Source organism: Yersinia antarctica (assembly GCF_056636475.1).
Window position 1 is genome coordinate 1175680 of record NZ_JBSJQF010000001.1, and the last position, 21200, is coordinate 1196879.

Here is a 21200-nt window from a genome sequence, read left to right on the forward strand (position 1 = left end):
TGCAAGCGCTATCTGCTTATTTTCTTTCGCCTTGTAGTCGCCTGTTTATCCCTATGGTTTTCTTGCCAGTGATTTGGACATATTAAATCCTGTTACTACAAATGCCATTTGCTCATACAATCTTTTCGCTTGTGGATTATCCGCAGCGACCCGCAGTTTTATCTCAAATATGCCCTGAGCGACCAGTATATTTTCTAATTCCTGTAAACACGCAGAACCATAGCCTTTACGCTGATGTTGCGGCAGAACATAGAAATCTTTAATAAAAGCTGCGCTATCATTGTTAGCCTGGCCGTACCATAAATAGCCCACCAGTGCATTATTATCGCTCTCGCCATCCTTATTTTCGATGCAATACAGACGGTCACCGGGAGTATTAACACCCTCTGGTAAGTAACCATCAAAAATTTGCGTTGCATGATCCAATGCTTGCTCGATGCTATAACCACTATTGGATGATAAATCTTGCGCATACTCACTAATAAAGAGATTCCGATAGTCGTTTAGCTCTTCGGTATGCATTGCTCTGAGTGTGACCATAATATTCCCTTGGTATTTGAAGTGCTAAGGGGGTTAGCGGCGCTCTCACCCCTGAATAAGCTTATGGAGATGCGTTTACTTGCGGTCTGCCTACAACTCCAATAGCTTTGTGTATATAGTAGATTTAGTTTGAGATAAACATAGTAACGTTTTGTAGGAAATAGGATACATAAATTAAATCAGAAGGTTAAACCATAAAAGGGGATGTAATGACCATGCAGAATAGCCATAAAGATGCCGTTGAGCGGCAATTTGGCGATCAAGCCAATGCTTATCTGACCAGTGCGGTTCACGCTCAAGGTAAAGATTTACAGCGTCTGGCTACACTATTGCAATCTGATGGCGATGCCCGTTTACTTGACCTTGGATGTGGTGCCGGACATGCCAGTTTTACCGCTGCGGCAGTGGTGAAATCTGTAGTTTCTTATGATCTTTCAGCGCAAATGTTGCAAGTGGTCAGTCAGGCGGCAACAGATAAAGAACTGACTAATATTGAAGTACAGCAAGGATTAGCAGAGTCATTGCCGTTTAATGATCAGAGTTTTGATATTGTTATCAGCCGTTATTCTGCCCATCATTGGCATGATGTCGGCCAAGCGTTACGAGAAGTTAAACGTGTATTACGCCCCGGCGGAAAGATAATCTTTATGGATGTAGTTTCCCCCGGTCATCCGGTGCTGGATATTTATTTACAGACCGTGGAGGTGTTACGTGATACCTCACATGTGCGAAATTACTCTCCCGGCGAATGGCTGGCACTAGTGACCGATGCCGGGTTAGTGATAAATGAAGTCACCTCCGATAGACTCTATTTGGAGTTCAGTAGTTGGATTGCCAGAATGCGTACTCCACAGCATTTTGCTATCGCGATCCGTGAGTTACAAAAATCAGCATCTGATGGTGTAATCAAGCATTATGAGATCCAAACTGATGGTTCATTTACCAGTGATATTATGATGATTGTAGCAAAGCGTGACTGATACCCGTCACCTTTCAAGCCGCCTGCATCTTGCAATATATAGGGTCTACCAGCAGGCGGCGGTGTTAATGCATCGACGATTTCCCATAAATATTTGTGATTTATTTTTCTAATGACACAAATTAATTTCTTTTCTCCTTATTACTCTCACAATGATTGAGCTTCTTTACATTGCATTACGTCACCTTGCGTTAGTCCGCCCATAATTAACCTCAGCAAGACGTTACATATAACCCGTCAGTTGGAGCATATTATGAAACTATTACCTGTTATCATCGCTGCATTTATTACTACCACCTCATTCGCCACTCTGGCCGCGCAAGAAATTAGCTCAGAACAAGCCACTAAATTGCAAAGTATGGGGGTGATTTCTCTTTCTAATGTTAGCGGTTCACCCATGGATGTGGAATCAGCATTGAATACCAAAGCGAGCGCTGATGGTGCCAGCCACTATCGGGTCATTGGTATCAGTAACCCTGGTGATTCCAGCCATTACAACGCCAGTGCCGAGATTTATCGTTAATGTTCTAAGCCTAAGTTAGTGTGAGTGAAATATTTAGATACTATATTGATATGGCAATATTTTTTTAATCAGACTCTAAAAATAGGTTAACAATAATGGGTCATTGTTAACCTAAGACTGTACATTTCATTATTACCCATCGGTACTATCAATTTATCTGCTAAAAATAATTAACTCTTAGAGCAATCTTAATGCGCTCTTAATAAATATAAGGTGTTATTGTGGTCCATTCGGGTTTCCGAGGAGAGGCTATGCTAAACACTGTCCGGCGTAATTTTAAAAGTCAGTTTTCCTATTTACAGCGCTTTATTGCCTCACCACGTACCGTTGGTACGTTAGCTCCTTCTTCGCCTTGGTTATGTCAGGCGATGTTGAATCAGGTAGATTGGACCCAACACCTTAATATTGCTGAATTAGGGGCTGCTGATGGTGTGCTGACAAAGCGTATTTTGTCACATATGTCAGCAAAGTCTCACTTACAGGCCTACGAGATTCAGCCACACTTTGTTCATGCATTACACCAGATTAAAGATTTACGTTTGCAGGTAGCTGATCGTTCAGCCGAACAGTTGGATCAGAATTACGATGTGGTATTTTGTTGTTTGCCATTACTCTCGATCCCAACCAAAATCAGTATTAGAATATTGCAGCAAACTCAGCAGCGCTTACGCGCTAACAGCGGAGTGTTAGTCTTATTTCAATACAGCCACCTTTCCGAGCCACTGTTATCTCGTTATTTCACGTGGAAAAAGATACGCGTGGTACGTAATTTCCCTCCTGCATTGGTGTATATTTGTCAGCCCCGTTAATGGTCTAACCTTGATAGTCACCTCATATTACCTGTGCAATAGCCTCTGGTTTGCCAGAGGATTATCAGGTAAAAAGCCCAATCGTATTGATCAAATACACGCTTGAGTGTGACTTTCAGCGACTTTTCGCTCTCATCCAAATGCCTTCCCAATTCAATTGAGCTGATAGATAAGTAGGTTGTACTGGCAGGTTTACGTTTCGATCAGTTTGATGCTTTCGCCGGTAAAGGGCGGCCTTTCGTCATCAATCCCGATAGCTCTGATAGTCAATTGGTCCCTCGTACCGGTGTGGTCTATAAGCTGACACCGAAAGTTTCTCTTTATGACGCTTACAGTGGATCCTTCAAACCTAATTTGTCTATTGCCAACCAGATTGATTGCCACCGCAGCAGGGGTAATCTTGGGCGGTTGGCAGTAAAGTAGAATGGCTAATGGTGTATCGTTAATTTTACGATGCTGTAAAGTTTGCACTACCTTTAATTATCGGTATGATTCGCATCTACAGTGTAGAGCTGAGTGTTAATACTATTTAGCTGGTCGACAATAGTGGCCAGTTTTTTGATGCCGAGAATTTATCCTCAGAAGTTGATGCGAAAGGACTTTCAAGTAATGACACAGACTATCTTCATGGTAGGCGCGCGCGGTGCGGGTAAGACAACGGTAGGGAAGGCGTTGGCACAGGCGTTGGGATATCGTTTTATAGATACTGATCTGTTTATGCGGCAAACCTCACAGTTGAGTGTTGCTGAAGTGGTTGCTCGCGAAGGCTGGGAGGGTTTCCGCCAGCGGGAAAGTATGGCTCTACAGGCTGTCACTGCGCCTAAAACTGTTGTTGCAACCGGTGGCGGTGCGGTGCTCGCTCTTGAGAATCGTACTTTTATGCGTAAGCATGGGCAGGTTATCTATTTACGCGCATCAGCGAATGTGTTGGCTGAACGATTAGCCGAAGCCCCGGAAGATGCCCAGCGACCAAGTCTTACAGGTAAACCGATCGTAGAGGAAATGCAGGATGTGCTGGCTAGCCGGGAAGCTCTGTATCAAGAGGTTGCCCACTATGTGCTGGATGCGACTCAAGCGCCGCAAGATGTTGTTGAACAAATTTTGCAGCTTCTGACTGATGAAACCGTAAAGTAGCTGGGAAAGTAAGCGTAATTTATCCGATGAATAATTAGCCCACCTGATTGCCTGATAATTATACGAAGCGTACAATTATCACCTACGTAATCATTTCAGCGTAAATCGTTTGCGTTGATAAATGCCCCTTAAGGCAAGGCCGATCAAGGCGGGCCGATGAAAACCTTCAAATCCTTTATTCACCAACACACCAATTTTATGCCAGCGTTCTGGTCAATATTGATTGTGATTTTTGAAACCTCGCTGGCGCTGTACATCTTACGCAACCTCTAATACCACTCTTATTTCGATAAATGAACCTTCACGACAACTGTGAAGGTGTTTGCTATGGCTAATTTTCAACCATATGGCAGCTATTTACCGGCCCCAATAGGGCTATTTGCCGCTAAATTGTACGCTTTATCCACAACTTCGGGAGTGAATCCGGCGATGATCCCATTTCGCCATAATAATCAGTGACAGAGCGTTTATAGAAACCCTAATATGAAAGCTCAATCTTGATTAAGACGCGGGTACAAAACTATGCTGAAATTTAATGAGTATTTTACCGGGAAAGTGAAATCTATTGGTTTTGACAGTGACAGCATTGGGCAAGCTAGCGTTGGGGTGATGGAAAAGGGAGAGTACACCTTCAGTACGGCTAAAGCGGAAGAAATGACGGTGATCACCGGCTGCTTAAAAGTACTGATTCCTGGTTCGGCTGGCTGGGAAGTGTTTAAGCCAGGTGAAACCTTCTACATTCCAGGGGAAAGTGAGTTTAACCTGCAAGTTGCTGAAGCATCTTCGTATCTGTGTAAATATTTGAGCTAAAGAATTCAGATACTCGCCCTCTCATCGCGAAAGGGCGATATCAGCTTAAGCTGTGTTATGCACCTAAGTTAGTGCTGAGCCTCGCCACCCAAGGCTTCAATCAGATTTTTAATTAAGGCGGCCAGTTCACTGGTCATCAGAATAAAATCGGCATCGAAGCGCTGCGCAAAATCATCCCGATCAATATCATCATTCTGTTCACGCAGCGTGTCAGCGAATTTCAGACGCTTAAGTGAGCCATCATCGGACAGAACCAATTGAACGCGTTCCTGCCAATCCAGTGCCAGTTTAGTGACCAGCTTGCCCGCTTCAATATGTACTGCGATTTCATCACTGAATAGATCCTGCTTCTTGCAACGGATCACGCCGCCGTCTTCCAGAATGGCTTTCAACTCAGCTTCATCCATCAGCGCAAATCCGGCGGGCAATTCTTTACTACGCACCCACTCGGTTAACGTCAGCTCGATAGGGTTTTCTAAGGTCAGTGGTACCACCGGCAAGGAACCCAGACTTTTACGCAACAATGCCAAGGTGTCTTCAGCCCGTTTAGCGCTGGCAGCATCAACCATAATCAGATCGTTGACGGTATCAATCCACAAAAAGGTTTGGTTAAAGCGACTGAATGCGCGTGGCAATAAACTGTGCAAAACTTCATCTTTTAATGCGTCTTTTTCAGTTTTTTTCAGTTTACGATGCTGTTCACCTTCCAGGCGCTCAATTTTGGCTTGCAACTCTTGCTTAATCACTGGTGATGGCAAGATTTTCTCTTCTTTGCGGGCACAAATGACAATCTGGCCATTAACCGTATGGGTTAATGCATCGCTATGCGACCCCATCGGTGATACCCAGCCCGTTTTTGCCATATCCTGACTGCCACACGGCGTGAAACTGAGGGCGCTTAACTGTTTCTCCATTTCATCCGCAGATAGTGAAACTTCCCGGCTCAAACGGTAAACCATTAAATTCTTAAACCACAACATAGTGTTATCCCTGGCTCGGGCGCGCCTGGAGCGCGCGAGTTAATCAAACGCAGGGCGGCATGATAACGAATTGACGCCTCGGCCCCTAGTAAAAAGAATAAGAAAAAAACAGAGCCAACCGCTCATCTGCTGAGCACTATTTTAATCCACAGGGATTCAAACACGACAGAATGCAAAATAGCGGGCGACAAAGATTGTGTCACTGGGGTGTATTGTCCAAACTGAAAGAAGAAGATTTTTATTGTCGTCACGTTTTTGGCAAGCAGGGCCTTATTTTTTGATAAAATCGGTTATCACCAACAATGAATTTTCCTGTCAATGAGGTAAAGCGCTATGCGCATTGGTATAGATCTGGGTGGCACCAAAATAGAGGTCATCGCATTGGCCAACGACGGGCAGGAGTTATTTCGTAAACGGGTTGATACACCCCGCCACGATTATCAAAATACCTTGCAGGCGATTGCAACGTTAGTTGCAGATGCGGAGCAGGCGACGGGCCAGCAGGGGAGTGTGGGGGTGGGTATCCCAGGGACTCTCTCTCCGTTTACAGGCAAAGTAAAAAATGCCAATTCAGTGTGGCTGAATGGTCAGATGGTAGATAAGGATTTATCAGAACTACTCTCCCGCCCAGTGCGATTGGCAAATGATGCTAACTGTTTGGCGGTATCAGAGGCTACCGATGGTGCGGGGGCGGGGAAACATCTGGTATTTGCGGCCATTATTGGTACCGGCTGTGGCTCTGGTATTGCTATTGATGGCCGGGTACATGCTGGCGGCAATGGTATTGCGGGTGAATGGGGCCATAACCCTTTACCGTGGCAAAATGATGAAGAGCGGCAATATCAACAGGAAGTAGCCTGCTATTGTGGTAAAAAAGGGTGTATTGAGACTTTTGTCTCCGGCACCGGCTTTACGACAGATTATTTTCGTATGAGTGGCAAGCAGCTTAAAGGCCACGAAATTATCGCCTTAGTAGCACAAGGGGATGCCATCGCAGAGCAAGCAATGAGTCATTATGAACAACGCTTTGCCAAGTCGTTAGCCCATGTCATTAACCTGTTTGACCCAGATGTGGTGGTATTAGGAGGTGGCATGAGCAATGTTGAGCGGCTATATGCAACCTTGCCCGCGCTAATCAGCCCATGGATATTTGGTGGTGAGTGCCAGACCCCGGTGCGTAAAGCACTTCATGGCGATTCTAGTGGTGTGCGTGGGGCCGCTTGGTTGTGGCCTGCTATTACCCAGCATCCTTGACACTACAGCGTTGTTAGCGGCTCTCGCGCACCCGAATCACTTACTTGTGTAAGCTCATCGGGACTTACTCGTTTGCTGCCTAGCTGTAATGCCAATGCTTTTGGGTAATACTCTTTGTCCTTGACACGACAGCATTGTTAGCAGCTCTCGCGCACCCGAATCACTTACTTGTGTAAGCTCATCGGGACTTACTCGTTTGCTGCCTAGCTGTAATGCCAATGCTTTTGGGTAATACTCTTTGTCCTTGACACGACAGCGTTGTTAGCGGCTCTCGCGCACCCGAATCACTTACTTGTGTAAGCTCATCGGGACTTACTCGTTTGCTGCCTAGCTGTAATGCCAATGCTTTTGGGTAATACTTTTTGTCTTTGACACGACAGCGTTGTTAGCGGCTCTCGTGCACCCGAATTACTTACTTGTGTAAGCTCATCGGGATTAATGAGCCTCATCCTTGAGGCTCACCCTGCGGGCTAGCATAAATGCTGTTCAAATCGGTTCCCGACCGATTTGTAGCTCGTTTGCTGCTAATGACGCTGGTTAATATGCGGTTTTGCTATACCTACTTGACCTGGAAGATACTGTCTAAGCGGCTAACGCCCAGTCCGTTGACTTTCTTCACTTTAATCTGCACTGGAATCCGGTCTTTCATTGCTTCAACATGGCTGATGACTCCAATGGTTTTGCCCGACGCATTCAGGCTATCCAGAGCATCCAGTGCAGTATCCAGTGTTTCAGCATCGAGCGTACCAAAGCCTTCATCAAGAAACAGAGAGTCAATGCTGGTTTTATGGCTGACCAGATCCGACAGCGCCAGAGCAAGCGCCAAACTGACTAAAAAGCTTTCGCCCCCAGATAAGGTGCGGGTATCTCGTATTGCATCCGCCTGCCAGGTATCCACAACTTGCAGCTCTAATGCATCGCTGGTTTTGCGTTGTAACAAATAGCGGCCATGTAAGCGGCTGAGCTGGTTGTTTGCCAGATAGACCAGATGATCGAGTGTCAGACCCTGAGCAAATTTGCGGAATTTATCACCCTCTTTGGAACCAATTAAATGATTGAGATAGCTCCAATCTTCATATTGCTGCTGACTGTGCTCAATTTGCTCAAACAGTGCATGCTGGTTACTACGGCGCGCTGTATCGCTTTCTAACTGATTGCGTAACTCGCCTTGCCGTAATGTATTGGCCTTTAGTTGCATCAACAATTGCTCTGATTGCTGTTGCAATACCACCAATTCAGATGCTTTATCGACACCCGCCGGACACTGCTGTAATAGTTGCTCCAGCGCTTCACTGGCATGTTGCTGGCGGATGTTGATTTGTTGTTGTCGCTCGCTCAATTGCTGTTTTAATTGCTGCAAACGTTGCCTTTCCTCTTCATCCAGCAGTGCGGCGTTTAAGGCGGCTTCGTCCTCGAACTCGCTGATCGCCAGTGCTTGCTGTAATTGAGCTTGAGCGGTGGCAGCGCGCTGCTGATTATGCTGATATTGTTGCTCTAAGCCCGCCAGCTCACCCGCTAATCGGTTTAGCTGGGACTGAGTCTGTTGCAGGATTTCTGCCGCATTCTGTTGTATCAACTCAGCTTGCTGTTGTTGTTGGCGCAACACCTGACGAGCCTCAGTAGTACTGATATCACCAAACAGTGCCTGACGTTGCTGACTCTGTTGTTGTAATAGGGTTTCAGCCTGTTGGTGTTGTTGGGTGAGCGCCGATAACTGGTCAACGCACTCTTGTAAATGGCGACGCTCTTCTTCAATCCGCGTTTCCAGTGTTTTTTGCCCCAGAACCAACTGTTGTTGTTCTTGCTGATTCTGCTGCCAACGCTGGTATTCCTCTTCCCGCAGAGTCAGCCAACTCTGCTGCTGGTCTGCTGCTGGTACTGATAATGATAAATCAGCCAAACTATTATTGAAGTCTTGGCGCATCTGAGCTAAATCATCTTGCTGGCGTTGATGCTGTAACTGCAGTTTCTGTTGGGCTTGCTGAGTATCTTGCTGGCGCTGAGTGATTAATGCCAGTTGTTGCAAGTGTTTTTGCTGCTGTTGTTCTGCTTGAGCCAGAGCATCTTTAGCTTGTTGGTATTGCTGGTTTAGCCGCTCATATTCAGCCAATTTCCGCTGGCAGTGTTGCTCTGATTGTTCCTGCTGTTCCAGCCAATCCATTAATGCTGCATGTTCATGTAATGCAAATGTCAACGCCAGAGGTTGCGCCAGCAGCTGCCAGCGCTGTTGATAATCGGCCAATTGCTGGCGGCTGTGCTGTAACTCTTGCTCTAGATGCTGCTGCTGTTGCTGCATACTGTTTTTTTGTGCGCTTAATTCTGAGCCTTCAGTGGCGAGTTGTTCAACCTGACGGCGCAGTTTCTCGAGGCGTTCGGCTGTTTCCGACGGTTTTACCGCCTGATACTCAGTGATAGCGGGGTGATCCAATGCGCCACATAGTGGGCAGGCATCTCCCGGTTGGAGTTTGGCTCTTTCCGCTTCCAGTCTGACTATCTGATTTTCGCGTTCCCACAAGGCTTCCAGATCAGCATGATGTTGTTTTTGATGTTTGTAGCGCTGACGTTTTTCTTCTAACTGCTGTTCAAGCTGTTTTAATTGCTGCTGTTGGCTGGTGAATTGTTGCTGTTGTTTATCGTGCTGTGCCTGAACTTGTTGTGCTAAAGGTGATAATGTGGCGAGTTGTTGCCGGGCCGGTCGCTGTTGCTGCAACTCGTCAAGTTGTTGGCGCAATTGTGTTGTGGGCTGTTGCTGCTCGAATGCTGCTAATTGCTGCTGGATGCTACCTGCTTGCGAGGCCGCGTGTACTAATACGGCCTGTTGCTGTTTATCCTGCTCATTTAATGTGGTCGCTTGCTGTTGCAAGCTGCTCAGTAATAAGGCTTGCTGCTGTAATTGCTGCTCGTTAGCCACTGACTGCTGGTGCTGTATGTGCAATTGGCGGAACTGTTCGCGCCATAACGGTAGGTACTTTACCCAGTGTTGATGGTGGGGATATTGCTGTGCATATTCAGCTAATTGTTGCAGGCGCTGATGCGTCTTTAGCAACTGCTGCTCATTTAACTCAAGTTGCTGTCTACCTTGTTGTTCTTTGCCGCGCAATTGCTGCAATTGAGTGGCAAATTGCGCTAATGAGTGCTGTTGTTGCGCGATAAGGTTATCCAGCGGTACCACTTTTTGCTCAATCAGTGTTTCTTGTTCATGCTGCTTGGCCGCCTGTTGTTGGCGTGCGGTATTGGCTTGTTCCAGAGCTTGAGCCAGGGGGGTTAGTTGGCTCTGAAGCTGTTGCTGCTGTTGGGTCAGCGCGGTGATACGCAGTTGTGTCTGTTGTGCATCCTGTTGGCTGAGTGAGCAGTCACGCAGTAAAGGGCGCAACTTCTCAGCCGGTTCACTACGGGCCAGCCAGTGTAATTCAGGTTGTGCCTGCTGATATTCTTGTTCAATAATTGTTTGCTGCTGCTGATATTCTTGTAGATTCTGTTGCTGTCTTTGCCAGCCGGTTAACCAGTTTATTTGGTTTTGACTCGCTGATTGTGCTGAAACAAGCTGCTTTTCTTGTTGGTGGAGATCATCGATTTGTTGCGTTAATGCCAAGCGCTGTTCTTCATTGAGCAGTTCAATACCACTGGCACGTTGATGTAAAGCATCCAGATTGGCCTTGGCCTGTTTATGTTGCTCAAAGACATATTCAGATAGCCGCCCGTAGATATCAGTCCCCGTTAGCTCTTCCAATAATTCGGCACGGTCATTGGCATCGGCATTGAGAAAAGCAGCAAACTGCCCTTGCGATAACATCATTGATTTAGTGAAACGGCCAAAATCCAGGCCGGTGATCGCTGCAACCATCTCCAACTTATCACGCACTTTATCGGCCAGGATTTTACCGCTGTCGCATAGCGCCAACTCAACTTTAGGGGCTTGCAGATTGCCTTCCGGGCTGTTTTTTGCCCGCCGCTGGCTCCAGAATGCACGATAGCAGATGCCTTTTACTTCAAACTCAACTTCGGCTAGTGACTCCGCTGTGTGGCGTGTCATTAGCTCATTTTGGCTGGGCGTGACAGTCAAACGTGGTGTTTGGTGGTATAGCGCAAGGCATATGGCATCCAGCAGTGTGGTTTTACCTGCGCCTGTCGGGCCAGTGATAGCGAATAAACCGTTGCTGGCAAAAGGTTCGGCGGTGAAATCTATCTTCCACTCCCCTTGCAGAGAATTAATGTTTTTTAGACGTAAGCTTAAAATCCTCATGCAGGCTGCTCCTGTGCGGCATCTTTATCTTGCGTGATGTCATCAACCACCTGATTGAACATTTGACGCATCCGCTGTTGGCGCGGCTCGGCTAAGTCTGGCTCCAGCGCCAGCCTGCGTTCAAACACATCGGTAACACTCAGCTCATTGAGTGTCTCTTTTTCCTGCCGCTCGATACTGTTGTTACGTTGTTCTTTACTGCGACGTAACAATACAATTTCAACCGGTAGCTCTGTGGTCAGAGCCTGAATACGGCGTTGGATATCAGTAAGATAGTCTTGGGTGGCAACTTCTATATCTAGCCATACGGGTAAGCCTTGATGCTCAGAGAATTGAGCCAGTTGCTGCTCTATTTGCGCTAAATCCCCTTTAATTAATTGCATTGGCTGAAATTGTGGGATGAAGAGAGGGGTAACTGATGCCAGTGCCTGTTGGTGGAATTCCACCAGATAGACGCTTTTCTCCTTGCTCAATTCATCAAAACTGAGAGCAATGGGGGAGCCGCTATAACGGATATGTTCAGTTTTAGCCACTTGCTGGGCGCGATGAATATGGCCTAAAGCAATGTAATCTGCTGGTGGAAATGCCTGCGCGGGGAAAGCATCCAATGTACCAATATAGATATCGCGAACCGAGTCTGTCGTGGTGACGCCAACGGTAGTCAGGTGCCCGGTGGCAATAATGGGCAGTAGCAAACCCAGTTCGGTACGCAATTCAACCGCCCGCTGATACAGTGCCTGGTAGTGGCCCGCGATCGCTTCTTGTAAAGCCAGTTGTTTTTGCCCTCCAGATTCACCCGCCTGACTGGTGACTAAGTCCCTTGGCCGTAAAAACGGGATCGCACACAGCAGAGCCGCAGGTTGATGTTGGCGGTCTTTTAGAATAATGATTTGTTGATCGAGATTGCTGTTGGCGCACGAAATAACGGTGGTATTGAGATAAGAGAGCAAACCCCGTGATTCATTCAGTGTTGACACAGAATCGTGATTACCCCCCAATACCACTAACTGACAGCCAGTGGGTTGGAGCTCAACCACGAAACGGTTATATAGCTCACGGGCGTAACTGGGCGGGGAGCCAGTATCAAAGATATCACCTGCTACAATTAGCGCATCTACCTGATTTTCTTCGATCTGATTAATGAGCCAGTGCAGAAATGCCTGATGCTCAGCAGCGCGGCTTTTAGTGAAGAAATGCTGGCCTAAATGCCAATCAGAGGTATGAATAATGCGCATAAATCTCCCGCACGGCAGGTTATCAGTCAAAGATAATGGCGCTGATTATAAACGCTGCCCGCCGGATGTCGCGGCTAAAAAAAGGCTAGGAGGAAAATCTCCGAGACGTCTCGCAAACTTGACTGCTGTGTTTTGCAATTATCATGAAATTTATCACTATGCTTATTGCTAGTAGAAGCGTGATGTTTTTCATAAAAATGTCACAAAACTGACGCATAATGGCTCCCGAAATCAAATAGTGACCACTAACATATTGGCAGGGTTGATGATGGCAAGACGCATACTTGTGGTGGAAGATGAAGCGCCAATCCGTGAGATGGTGTGCTTTGTGTTGGAACAGAATGGTTACCAACCATTAGAAGCCGAAGATTATGACAGCGCAGTAACTCGTCTGTCGGAGCCTTTCCCTGATTTAGTGTTGTTGGACTGGATGTTACCTGGCGGCTCGGGTATTCAGTTCATTAAACATATGAAACGTGAAGCGTTGACCAGAGATATTCCGGTGATGATGCTGACGGCCCGTGGCGAAGAAGAGGATAGGGTGCGCGGTTTGGAAGTGGGCGCAGATGACTATATTACCAAGCCGTTTTCGCCGAAGGAGCTGGTTGCGCGTATTAAAGCAGTGATGCGCCGAATATCGCCGATGGCTGTTGAGGAAGTTATTGAAATGCAAGGGCTAAGCCTTGATCCTTCCTCACATCGGGTTATGGCCAATGAGCAAGCGCTGGATATGGGGCCGACCGAGTTTAAGTTATTGCACTTCTTTATGACCCACCCGGAGCGCGTTTACAGCCGTGAACAGTTGCTTAATTATGTTTGGGGCACTAACGTTTATGTAGAAGATCGTACGGTTGACGTGCATATTCGTCGGCTACGCAAGGCGCTTGAAATTGATGGTCATGACAGAATGGTACAAACTGTCCGGGGAACTGGATACCGTTTCTCAACGCGCTACTGAGTTTTCAGTGCCGGAGAATTCGTTGTGTTAGAACGCTTATCATGGAAAACGCTGGCTCTCGAGCTGGCTCTTTTTTGTCTGCCTGCATTACTCCTGGGTGCCTTCATCGGCTATCTTCCGTGGCTATTGCTGATTTCAGCTGTCGCGGCGCTGGTTTGGAATTTCTATAATCAACTTAAGTTATCTCACTGGTTGTGGTTAGACCGTAGCATGACACCACCTGCTGGTCGCTGGAGCTGGGAGCCTTTATTTTACGGCTTGTACCAAATGCAGTTGCGAAATCGTCGGCGTCGGCGCGAACTGGCTTTGCTTATCAAACGTTTCCGCAGTGGTGCCGAATCATTGCCTGACGCGGTAGTTATTACCACAATTGATGGCAATATCTTCTGGTGTAACGGTTTAGCTCAGCAGTTGTTAGGGTTTCGTTGGCCGGAGGATAACGGCCAACATATCCTTAATTTATTGCGCTACCCGGAATTCAGCCAATATCTGCAACAACAAGAGTTCTCCCGCCCGTTGACTCTGCAACTGAACAATGGTTATTACGTCGAATTTCGTGTGATGCCTTATTCAGAAGGGCAATTATTGATGGTTGCCCGTGATGTTACTCAGATGCGGCAGTTGGAAGGTGCAAGGCGTAATTTCTTTGCCAACGTCAGTCATGAATTGCGTACGCCACTGACGGTGTTGCAAGGTTATCTGGAAATGATGAATGACCAAGAGCTGGTTGGGCCATTACGGGATAAAGCACTGGGGACCATGCAAGAGCAGACTAAGCGAATGGATGGATTGGTAAAACAGCTCTTGACGCTATCACGAATTGAAGCGGCACCTAATGTGGATATGAATGAGCGGGTGGATATTCCGTTGATGCTGAAAGTGTTACAGCATGAAGTTCAGGCTCTCAGTAACGGACGACATGAGATTACCTTCCGGGTTAACGACCAATTAAAAGTGTTTGGTAACGAAGACCAACTGCGCAGTGCGGTATCAAATCTGGTTTATAACGCCGTCAATCACACGCCTGTTGGTACCCAAATTGAGGTGTGTTGGCAGCAAACGCCACAAGGTGCACAATTTCAGGTCAGCGATAATGGGCCGGGAATCGGTCCTGAACATGTTCCACGGCTAACGGAGCGGTTCTATCGGGTGGATAAAGCCCGATCACGGCAAACGGGGGGCAGTGGATTAGGGCTGGCAATTGTGAAACATGCATTGAGTCATCACGATGCACGTTTAGAGGTCATGAGCGAAGTCGGTCTGGGGACTCGATTTATCTTTACCTTGCCGAATCGATTGATTGTTCCCGCAGTTTTAGCCGAGAATGCAGTCAAATCCTAAAAACTGCATGGATACCAAGCTGATGAAATGGGCAAAACTGACGTTGTTGCATGTCATGCTATGGTTTAGCCATGCCGTTTTAGCGCAATCTGAAGCGGTATTTTCCCCTCCGGTTGCTGTTTTGCCGATGGCTTCCGTGCCTGCCACCAATACCTTATCAGGCAACCTCTCCAGTGTGGGTTCTGACACCTTAGCCAATCTGATGTCCTTGTGGGCAGATGATTTTAATCATCACTATCCTGGTGTTAATTTGCAAATTCAGGCGGCAGGTTCCTCTACTGCCCCTGCGGCGTTAGCTGTCGGTGCCGCCCAGCTTGGTCCGATGAGCCGCCCAATGAAAGCGGGTGAGATCAACGCATTTATTCAACGTTATGGCTATCCGCCACTGGCAGTTCCTGTGGCAGTTGATGCATTGGTGGTGTTTGTTCATCAGGATAACCCACTGAACAAACTGACTTTACCTCAGCTTGATGCTATTTTTTCGCAAAATCGCCGATGTGGAGAGCCACACCAGATTCAGCGCTTTGGTGAGTTGGGATTGGAAGGGGCGTGGGCGGCGCGTTCCTTACAACGTTATAGCCGGAACTCAGCTTCGGGGACCTATGGATACTTCAAACATAAGGTACTGTGCGATGGTGATTTTATAAATAATGTCAATGAGTTGCCAGGGTCCGCCTCTGTGGTACAGGCGGTGGCTGGCTCATTGAATGGCATTGGCTATGCCAGTATTGGTTTTCGTAACAGTGGTGTTAAACCGTTGTCACTGGCGGCGGTGGGGCAAGATTTTGTGATGCCAACTCCTGAGAATGTTAAAGATGGCCGCTACCCTTTATCACGTTATCTGTATATTTATATCAATAAAGCTCCGGGCCAGCCACTGGAGCCATTGACTGCGGCGTTCCTTGAGCGGGTTCTATCACCTGAGGGGCAAAAGAGGGTCACCCATGACGGTTATCTCCCCCTGCCTCCCGAGATACTGATTCACACCCGAAAAGCGTTAGGTTTTACTGATTAAGGTGTTTCAGTCGTCGTTTTTTGCCTATGCAATCTTGCATCATTTCTGTGCGTAAAATGATCAACCTCTCCTGAGTATTCGTCACCAGATTGGCGGTAAATTGTTAACGACTGGCTACAAATAATACAAATCATATGGCGTGTATTTCTTAAAACATGGCATGATTAACTGGTTTGATAACATTATCTGGATGATGGCTCTGCTTTTATGATCCCGACTTGCCTTTCTCCGCTATAAACGGTCTACTTAGCGCCGTTGTTGGCCTATTCCACCTGCAAATAACTTCAAAAACACTGCATACTGACGAAATAGATTGCTTATTAACCGCCGGAGTTTGCGTTTATCAGAGCTTTGTATCGTTTCGATCACGTAGGAAAGACCACAACTTAGAACTTTTCCTTTTGGTCATTTAACTAGGCAACGCACATCACTATGAGTCATCGTTTATCGTCTAAAGATATTATGGCATTAGGTTTTATGACCTTCGCCTTATTCGTTGGAGCTGGCAACATCATCTTCCCGCCGATGGTTGGTTTACAATCGGGTGAACATGTATGGTGGGCAGCTCTTGGCTTCCTGATAACCGCGGTTGGCTTACCGGTTATTACCATTATCGCACTGGCCCGGGTGGGCGGGGGGATTGATGCCCTGAGTAGCCCAATTGGCCGTAGTGCTGGTTTGGTACTGGCTACCGTCTGTTATTTGGCTGTCGGCCCACTGTTTGCCACGCCACGAACCGCAACAGTTTCCTTCGAAGTGGGCATCGCCCCTTTGACTGGTGATGGCCCGTTGCCGCTGTTTATTTATAGTGTGGTTTATTTCGCGCTGGTGATTGGCATTTCGCTCTATCCGGGGCGTTTGCTGGACACCGTCGGTCATATTCTGGCCCCACTGAAAATTCTGGCGCTTGCTATCTTGGGTATCGCGGCGTTGATTTGGCCTGCCGGTCCGTTGATTTCAGCCACTGATGCCTATCAGAACGTGCCTTTCTCCTCCGGTTTCGTTAATGGTTATCTGACCATGGATACCTTAGGTGCCTTGGTCTTTGGTATCGTTATCGTCAATGCGGCCCGTTCGCGTGGAGTGGTTTCCGCAGGGCTGCTGACGCGCTATACCATTTGGGCAGGATTGATTGCCGGTATCGGTTTGACGCTCGTTTACTTGAGCTTGTTTAAACTTGGCAGTGGCAGTGGCAGCCTGACGCCTGACGCACAGAATGGCGCAGTCGTGTTGCATGCTTATGTTCAGCACACCTTTGGTGGTTTGGGCAGTGTGTTCCTGGCCGCATTGATTTTCATTGCCTGTATGGTGACCGCTGTGGGCCTAACGTGTGCCTGTGCTGAATTCTTTGCTCAGTACTTGCCGCTGTCTTATCGGGCGCTGGTATTCATTCTCGGTATCTTCTCAATGATGGTATCGAATTTGGGCTTGAGTCACCTAATTCAGATTTCCATTCCGGTGCTGACAGCGATATATCCACCATGCATCGTGCTGGTTTTGATGAGCTTTACTTTGCGCTGGTGGCATCATGCCTCACGTATCGTGGCTCCGGTTATGCTGGTTAGTTTGCTGTTCGGTATTCTTGATGCGGTGAAGGCTTCTACATTCGCGCACTTCCTGCCTGAATGGACTCAGCATCTGCCATTGGCTGAACAAGGTCTGGCGTGGTTATCGCCTTCCCTGCTGGTATTCGTCGTCGTAGGGTTGTACGATCGCCTCTGCTGTCGCCAGGAAGTTGCTGCTAAGCAATAACGGCACAGTTATAGGATTTTTTTAGCCACGGCTCATCCCCGTGGCTTTTTGCTGAAAAAAGACGGGGCAATGTACATGGAATTACCAGTCAAAAATAAGCTGAAACGGGGCCTGACGACCCGTCATATCCGCTTTATGGCATTAGGGTCAGCAATAGGTACCGGCTTATTCTATGGTTCGGCTGATGCGATAAGAATGGCAGGGCCTAGTGTGTTATTGGCATACCTGATCGGTGGCGTGGTGGCATTTATCATTATGCGCGCGTTGGGTGAGATGTCAGTGAATAACCCACAGGCCAGCTCTTTCTCGCGCTATGCACAAGATTACCTTGGGCCAATGGCGGGCTATATCACCGGCTGGACGTATTGCTTTGAGATTTTGATTGTTGCTATTGCTGATGTGACCGCCTTCGGTATCTATATGGGGGTCTGGTTCCCGGACGTGCCTCATTGGGTATGGGTGCTGAGTGTGGTGCTGATTATTGGCGCAGTTAATATGATGAGTGTCAAAGTCTTCGGTGAGCTGGAGTTCTGGTTCTCATTCTTTAAAGTTGCCACCATCATCATCATGATTCTGGCCGGGTTTGGTATCATTATTTGGGGTATTGGTAACGGTGGACAGCCGACCGGTATTCATAATTTATGGACTAACGGCGGCTTCTTCAGTAACGGTTTCGTCGGCATGATCCTATCATTGCAACTGGTGATGTTTGCTTATGGTGGTATTGAGATTATCGGTATTACCGCCGGAGAAGCGGAAAATCCAAAAAGCTCCATTCCGAAAGCAATTAACTCAGTGCCGTGGCGTATCCTGGTGTTCTACGTCGGGACCCTGTTTGTCATCATGTCTATCTACCCTTGGAATCAGGTGGGCACGAACGGTAGCCCATTTGTACTGACCTTCCAGCATATGGGGATTACCGTTGCGGCAGGTATTCTCAATTTTGTGGTGATCACCGCTTCATTATCTGCCATTAACAGTGATGTCTTTGGTGTCGGGCGTATGTTGAACGGAATGGCGGAACAGGGCCACGCACCAAAAGCCTTTGCGGCAATATCCAAGCGTGGTGTGCCTTGGGTGACGGTGTTGGTGATGATGTTTGCCATGCTGATTGCGGTTTATCTGAACTACATCATGCCGGAAAATGTATTCCTGGTTATCGCATCGCTGGCGACTTTTGCCACTGTATGGGTATGGATCATGATTTTGTTTTCCCAGATTGGTTTCCGGCGTTCATTAAGCAAAGAACAGATTAAGGCGCTGGATTTCCCACTGCGTGGCGGCACCTTTACTTCGGTGCTGGCAATCATTTTCCTGGTGTTTATCATCGCTCTGATTGGCTGGTTCCCGACAACCCGCATTTCACTGTATGTAGGGTTAGTGTGGATTGCATTGCTGTTGGTGGGGTATTACTTGAAAGTGCGCCATCAAAAGAAACAGCTAGAGCTTGCCAAAGAAACTGAGTAATACTGAGTCAATACCTACTATCAAGCCGGGAGATTTCTCGGCTTTTTTTTGCTCTATACAATCTGGGGCATTCTGCTATTTACCCACATACTTCTCCTCCCCCAATCTCATCCCTGATATTTATAGTGACAGATGAGGGGGAAGCAGCCACTACATGACATTATTTATATCGGCGAGCTGTATATTCAGATAAATCGCCTATCTCAGGTGAATGTGTCGCGGCGTTAATGTCTGCACCAGATAGCCTTAACAGGAATGGTTTTGGTTAACGCAGGAGAATTTTATGCTTAGTGGTTGGCATCTTCCGGTCCCGCCTTTTGTTCGTCAGCGAGGCGACGCATTACAGATTACTTTATGGTTGCATGGCGACACATTACCAGCACAGGTTTTCTTACGCTGCGAACCGGATAATGAAGAATGGCTACTGACGATGAAAGGCCAACAGCGTGATGGCTTTTGGTGTTATCGCGCGACGCTGCCTTTACATGAAGGGCAACCTACACGGCGCTACTGTTTTAAACTGTTATGGGATGACGACCAACAATGGTTCGGCCCGCTGGGATTCTCGCGGGTTCCTCCGGCGCAACTGGCTCAGTTTGCCATTGATATGCCCGACAGTGGCCCTGACTGGGTGGCCGACCAAGTCTTTTATCAGATATTCCCCGATCGGTTTGCCAGTAGTCAGGGTGAGAACGGCGTGCAAAATGCGAGTTATCATCATCACGCTGCGGGTCATTCGGTGGCTCGTCGTGCATGGCAACAACCATTGGATGACACTAATGCCGCTTCAACATTCTATGGAGGTGACCTGGCGGGTATCAGCCAAAAAATCCCTTATTTGCAACAGCTTGGCGTTACTGCGTTGTATCTAAATCCAATTTTTACCGCACCCAGCGTACATAAATATGATACGCAAGATTATTATCAGATAGATCCCTATCTGGGCGGCGAGGCGGCTTTTCTGCAATTACGTCTGGCTACCCGTGAGGCCGGCATAAAATTGGTACTTGATGGGGTGTTTAATCATACCGGTGATTCCCATCATTGGTTTGATAGGCACCAGCAAGGGGATAATGGGGCTTGTCATCATCAGGACTCACCTTATCGGGGCTGGTTTAATTTCTTCCCCGATGGGCGAGCGTTGGATTGGAAAGGTAATGCCAGCTTGCCAAAACTCAACTTCGCGAGTGAGGACGTGGTAAATCAAATCTATCGGGGCGACGATAGTGTGGTGCGTTATTGGTTACGCCCCCCTTACAGCATTGATGGTTGGCGGTTAGATGTGGTGCATATGTTGGGGGAGGAGGGCGGAGCAAAAGGGAATTTGCGCCATTTAGCCGGTATTTATCAGGCAGCAAAAGAAGAAAATCCGCAGGCCTATATTCTGGGGGAACACTTTGGTGATGCACGTAATTGGTTACATGCCGGTGTAGAAGATTCGGCAATGAATTACATGGGTTTTGCATTACCGGTGCGTGGCTTTTTAGCGGGCCAGGATGTGGCTTATCATCCAATAAAACTCAACGCTGAGGATTGTGCCTACTGGATGGATGAGTACCGAGCCGGATTGCCGCACGGCCATCAGTTGCGTTTATTTAATCAACTGGACAGCCATGATACTGCTCGTTTTATCACGCTACTAAATAATGATAAAGCCCGGATGCAGATGGCGTTGGTGTGGTTATTTAGCTGGATTGGTGTGCCTTGCTTATTTTATGGCGATGAAATTGGTGTTGATGGTGGCAATGATCCGTTCTGCCGCAAACCCTTCCCGTGGGATCAGGCTCAGTGGGATAATGACCTATTGAAGTTATGCCAACGACTGGCGGCTCTACGGCACAAAAGCATGGCGCTGCGGCGTGGTGGTTGTCAGGTGGTTTATGCCAATGGTGACACTTTGGTGTTTATTCGTAGCTACCAACGTGAACGAGTGATGGTCGCGATACAACGTATTAGTGATATCAATGTTTCGTTGCCAGCATCCCCTTTACTCAATGTCGCTAAGTGGCTGCGTCTGGAAGGCTCATCTGAGCTGGATGGCACTGAGTCATGCGTCAATCTGCACTTGGCTGGCGAGAGTGTCACTTTGTGGCGTGGTGTTGGTGAGCGCTAACTTAATCGTTAGCCAGCAGTGATAGCGATTAAAAGCGGCCAAGCGCC

17 protein-coding genes and 1 pseudogene are annotated in these 21200 nt (G+C 47.6%); 14 read left to right on the plus strand and 4 right to left on the minus strand.

What is annotated here, in order from left to right:
- Positions 1-51: 51 nt before the first annotated feature.
- Positions 52-540, minus strand: a complete 489-nt coding sequence (locus ACWJJO_RS05175; protein ID WP_083160102.1) for a GNAT family N-acetyltransferase — start codon at positions 538-540, stop codon at positions 52-54.
- A 209-nt stretch (positions 541-749) separates the two neighbouring features.
- On the opposite strand from ACWJJO_RS05175, the gene ACWJJO_RS05180 reads away from it, so the two are divergent.
- The 7 genes and pseudogenes from ACWJJO_RS05180 (at position 750) to ppnP (ending at position 4795) form a co-directional block, all read left to right on the plus strand.
- The gene (locus ACWJJO_RS05180; RefSeq protein WP_372558166.1) at positions 750-1520 is read left to right on the plus strand and encodes a class I SAM-dependent methyltransferase; all 771 of its coding nucleotides are present in this window, start codon (positions 750-752) and stop codon (positions 1518-1520) included.
- Between the two features lie 252 nt (positions 1521-1772).
- Positions 1773-2042 (plus strand): YdgH/BhsA/McbA-like domain containing protein, encoded by a 270-nt coding sequence (locus tag ACWJJO_RS05185; protein WP_442848083.1) that lies wholly within the window; start codon positions 1773-1775, stop codon positions 2040-2042.
- Between the two features lie 251 nt (positions 2043-2293).
- On the plus strand, positions 2294-2851 hold the full coding sequence (locus ACWJJO_RS05190) for a class I SAM-dependent methyltransferase (RefSeq protein ID WP_372568754.1): 558 nt from the start codon (positions 2294-2296) through the stop codon (positions 2849-2851).
- Positions 2852-3028: 177 nt separating this feature from the next.
- A pseudogene (locus tag ACWJJO_RS05195) lies at positions 3029-3229 on the plus strand (TonB-dependent receptor domain-containing protein); the annotation flags it as partial.
- Positions 3230-3460: 231 nt separating this feature from the next.
- Positions 3461-3985, plus strand: a complete 525-nt coding sequence (aroL, locus tag ACWJJO_RS05200; RefSeq protein ID WP_083160095.1) for a shikimate kinase AroL — start codon at positions 3461-3463, stop codon at positions 3983-3985.
- Between the two features lie 327 nt (positions 3986-4312).
- Positions 4313-4444 (plus strand): hypothetical protein, encoded by a 132-nt coding sequence (locus tag ACWJJO_RS05205; RefSeq protein WP_265331634.1) that lies wholly within the window; start codon positions 4313-4315, stop codon positions 4442-4444.
- 63 nt (positions 4445-4507) lie between these two features.
- Positions 4508-4795: a pyrimidine/purine nucleoside phosphorylase gene (gene ppnP, locus ACWJJO_RS05210; protein WP_005189270.1), complete on the plus strand. Its 288-nt coding sequence runs from the start codon at positions 4508-4510 to the stop codon at positions 4793-4795.
- A gap of 68 nt (positions 4796-4863) precedes the next feature.
- On the opposite strand, the gene rdgC is transcribed toward ppnP, so the two are convergent.
- Entirely contained in the window at positions 4864-5775 is a 912-nt protein-coding gene (gene rdgC / locus ACWJJO_RS05215) for a recombination-associated protein RdgC (RefSeq protein WP_083160093.1), read from the minus strand.
- A 333-nt stretch (positions 5776-6108) separates the two neighbouring features.
- Here rdgC and mak point away from each other — a divergent pair, with 333 nt between their 5' ends.
- A complete protein-coding gene (gene mak / locus ACWJJO_RS05220; protein ID WP_481090706.1) occupies positions 6109-7029 on the plus strand; it encodes a fructokinase in 921 nt (306 codons plus the stop codon).
- Positions 7030-7588: 559 nt separating this feature from the next.
- Here mak and ACWJJO_RS05225 read toward each other — a convergent pair.
- Positions 7589-11272, minus strand: a complete 3684-nt coding sequence (locus tag ACWJJO_RS05225; RefSeq protein ID WP_481090707.1) for an AAA family ATPase — start codon at positions 11270-11272, stop codon at positions 7589-7591.
- Positions 11269-12507 (minus strand): exonuclease subunit SbcD, encoded by a 1239-nt coding sequence (gene sbcD / locus ACWJJO_RS05230; protein WP_083160087.1) that lies wholly within the window; start codon positions 12505-12507, stop codon positions 11269-11271. The genes ACWJJO_RS05225 and sbcD overlap by 4 nt, the downstream gene beginning before the upstream one ends.
- Before the next feature lie 268 nt (positions 12508-12775).
- Here sbcD and phoB point away from each other — a divergent pair, with 268 nt between their 5' ends.
- The 6 genes from phoB to malZ all read left to right on the plus strand — a co-directional run bounded on the left by phoB (position 12776) and on the right by malZ (position 21153).
- Entirely contained in the window at positions 12776-13465 is a 690-nt protein-coding gene (gene phoB / locus ACWJJO_RS05235) for a phosphate response regulator transcription factor PhoB (protein WP_025377384.1), read from the plus strand.
- 24 nt (positions 13466-13489) lie between these two features.
- Positions 13490-14806, plus strand: coding sequence for a phosphate regulon sensor histidine kinase PhoR (gene phoR / locus ACWJJO_RS05240; protein WP_083160085.1), 1317 nt, complete (start codon positions 13490-13492; stop codon positions 14804-14806).
- 22 nt (positions 14807-14828) lie between these two features.
- Positions 14829-15821 (plus strand): PstS family phosphate ABC transporter substrate-binding protein, encoded by a 993-nt coding sequence (locus tag ACWJJO_RS05245; RefSeq protein WP_372568758.1) that lies wholly within the window; start codon positions 14829-14831, stop codon positions 15819-15821.
- A 432-nt stretch (positions 15822-16253) separates the two neighbouring features.
- Positions 16254-17573, plus strand: coding sequence for a branched-chain amino acid transport system II carrier protein (gene brnQ / locus ACWJJO_RS05250; protein ID WP_083160081.1), 1320 nt, complete (start codon positions 16254-16256; stop codon positions 17571-17573).
- A 75-nt stretch (positions 17574-17648) separates the two neighbouring features.
- Complete coding sequence (gene proY, locus ACWJJO_RS05255) at positions 17649-19040, plus strand: proline-specific permease ProY (RefSeq protein ID WP_083160079.1); 1392 nt, start codon at positions 17649-17651, stop codon at positions 19038-19040.
- A 283-nt stretch (positions 19041-19323) separates the two neighbouring features.
- Positions 19324-21153, plus strand: coding sequence for a maltodextrin glucosidase (gene malZ / locus ACWJJO_RS05260; protein WP_481090708.1), 1830 nt, complete (start codon positions 19324-19326; stop codon positions 21151-21153).
- The last annotated feature ends 47 nt before the right edge of the window (positions 21154-21200 follow it).

Excerpts from the sequence above, each read along its gene's own strand:
- brnQ (WP_083160081.1), top strand. The coding sequence starts at position 16,254 with ATGAGTCATCGTTTATCGTCTAAAGATATTATGGCATTAGGTTTTATG.
- phoB (WP_025377384.1), top strand. The coding sequence starts at position 12,776 with ATGGCAAGACGCATACTTGTGGTGGAAGATGAAGCGCCAATCCGTGAG.
- ACWJJO_RS05175 (WP_083160102.1), bottom strand. The coding sequence starts at position 540 with ATGGTCACACTCAGAGCAATGCATACCGAAGAGCTAAACGACTATCGG.
- sbcD (WP_083160087.1), bottom strand. The coding sequence starts at position 12,507 with ATGCGCATTATTCATACCTCTGATTGGCATTTAGGCCAGCATTTCTTC.
- proY (WP_083160079.1), top strand. The coding sequence starts at position 17,649 with ATGGAATTACCAGTCAAAAATAAGCTGAAACGGGGCCTGACGACCCGT.
- ACWJJO_RS05205 (WP_265331634.1), top strand. The coding sequence starts at position 4,313 with ATGGCTAATTTTCAACCATATGGCAGCTATTTACCGGCCCCAATAGGG.
- aroL (WP_083160095.1), top strand. The coding sequence starts at position 3,461 with ATGACACAGACTATCTTCATGGTAGGCGCGCGCGGTGCGGGTAAGACA.
- ACWJJO_RS05245 (WP_372568758.1), top strand. The coding sequence starts at position 14,829 with ATGAAATGGGCAAAACTGACGTTGTTGCATGTCATGCTATGGTTTAGC.
- rdgC (WP_083160093.1), bottom strand. The coding sequence starts at position 5,775 with ATGTTGTGGTTTAAGAATTTAATGGTTTACCGTTTGAGCCGGGAAGTT.
- ppnP (WP_005189270.1), top strand. The coding sequence starts at position 4,508 with ATGCTGAAATTTAATGAGTATTTTACCGGGAAAGTGAAATCTATTGGT.
- ACWJJO_RS05180 (WP_372558166.1), top strand. The coding sequence starts at position 750 with ATGACCATGCAGAATAGCCATAAAGATGCCGTTGAGCGGCAATTTGGC.
- ACWJJO_RS05185 (WP_442848083.1), top strand. The coding sequence starts at position 1,773 with ATGAAACTATTACCTGTTATCATCGCTGCATTTATTACTACCACCTCA.
- ACWJJO_RS05225 (WP_481090707.1), bottom strand. The coding sequence starts at position 11,272 with ATGAGGATTTTAAGCTTACGTCTAAAAAACATTAATTCTCTGCAAGGG.
- ACWJJO_RS05190 (WP_372568754.1), top strand. The coding sequence starts at position 2,294 with ATGCTAAACACTGTCCGGCGTAATTTTAAAAGTCAGTTTTCCTATTTA.
- mak (WP_481090706.1), top strand. The coding sequence starts at position 6,109 with ATGCGCATTGGTATAGATCTGGGTGGCACCAAAATAGAGGTCATCGCA.
- malZ (WP_481090708.1), top strand. The coding sequence starts at position 19,324 with ATGCTTAGTGGTTGGCATCTTCCGGTCCCGCCTTTTGTTCGTCAGCGA.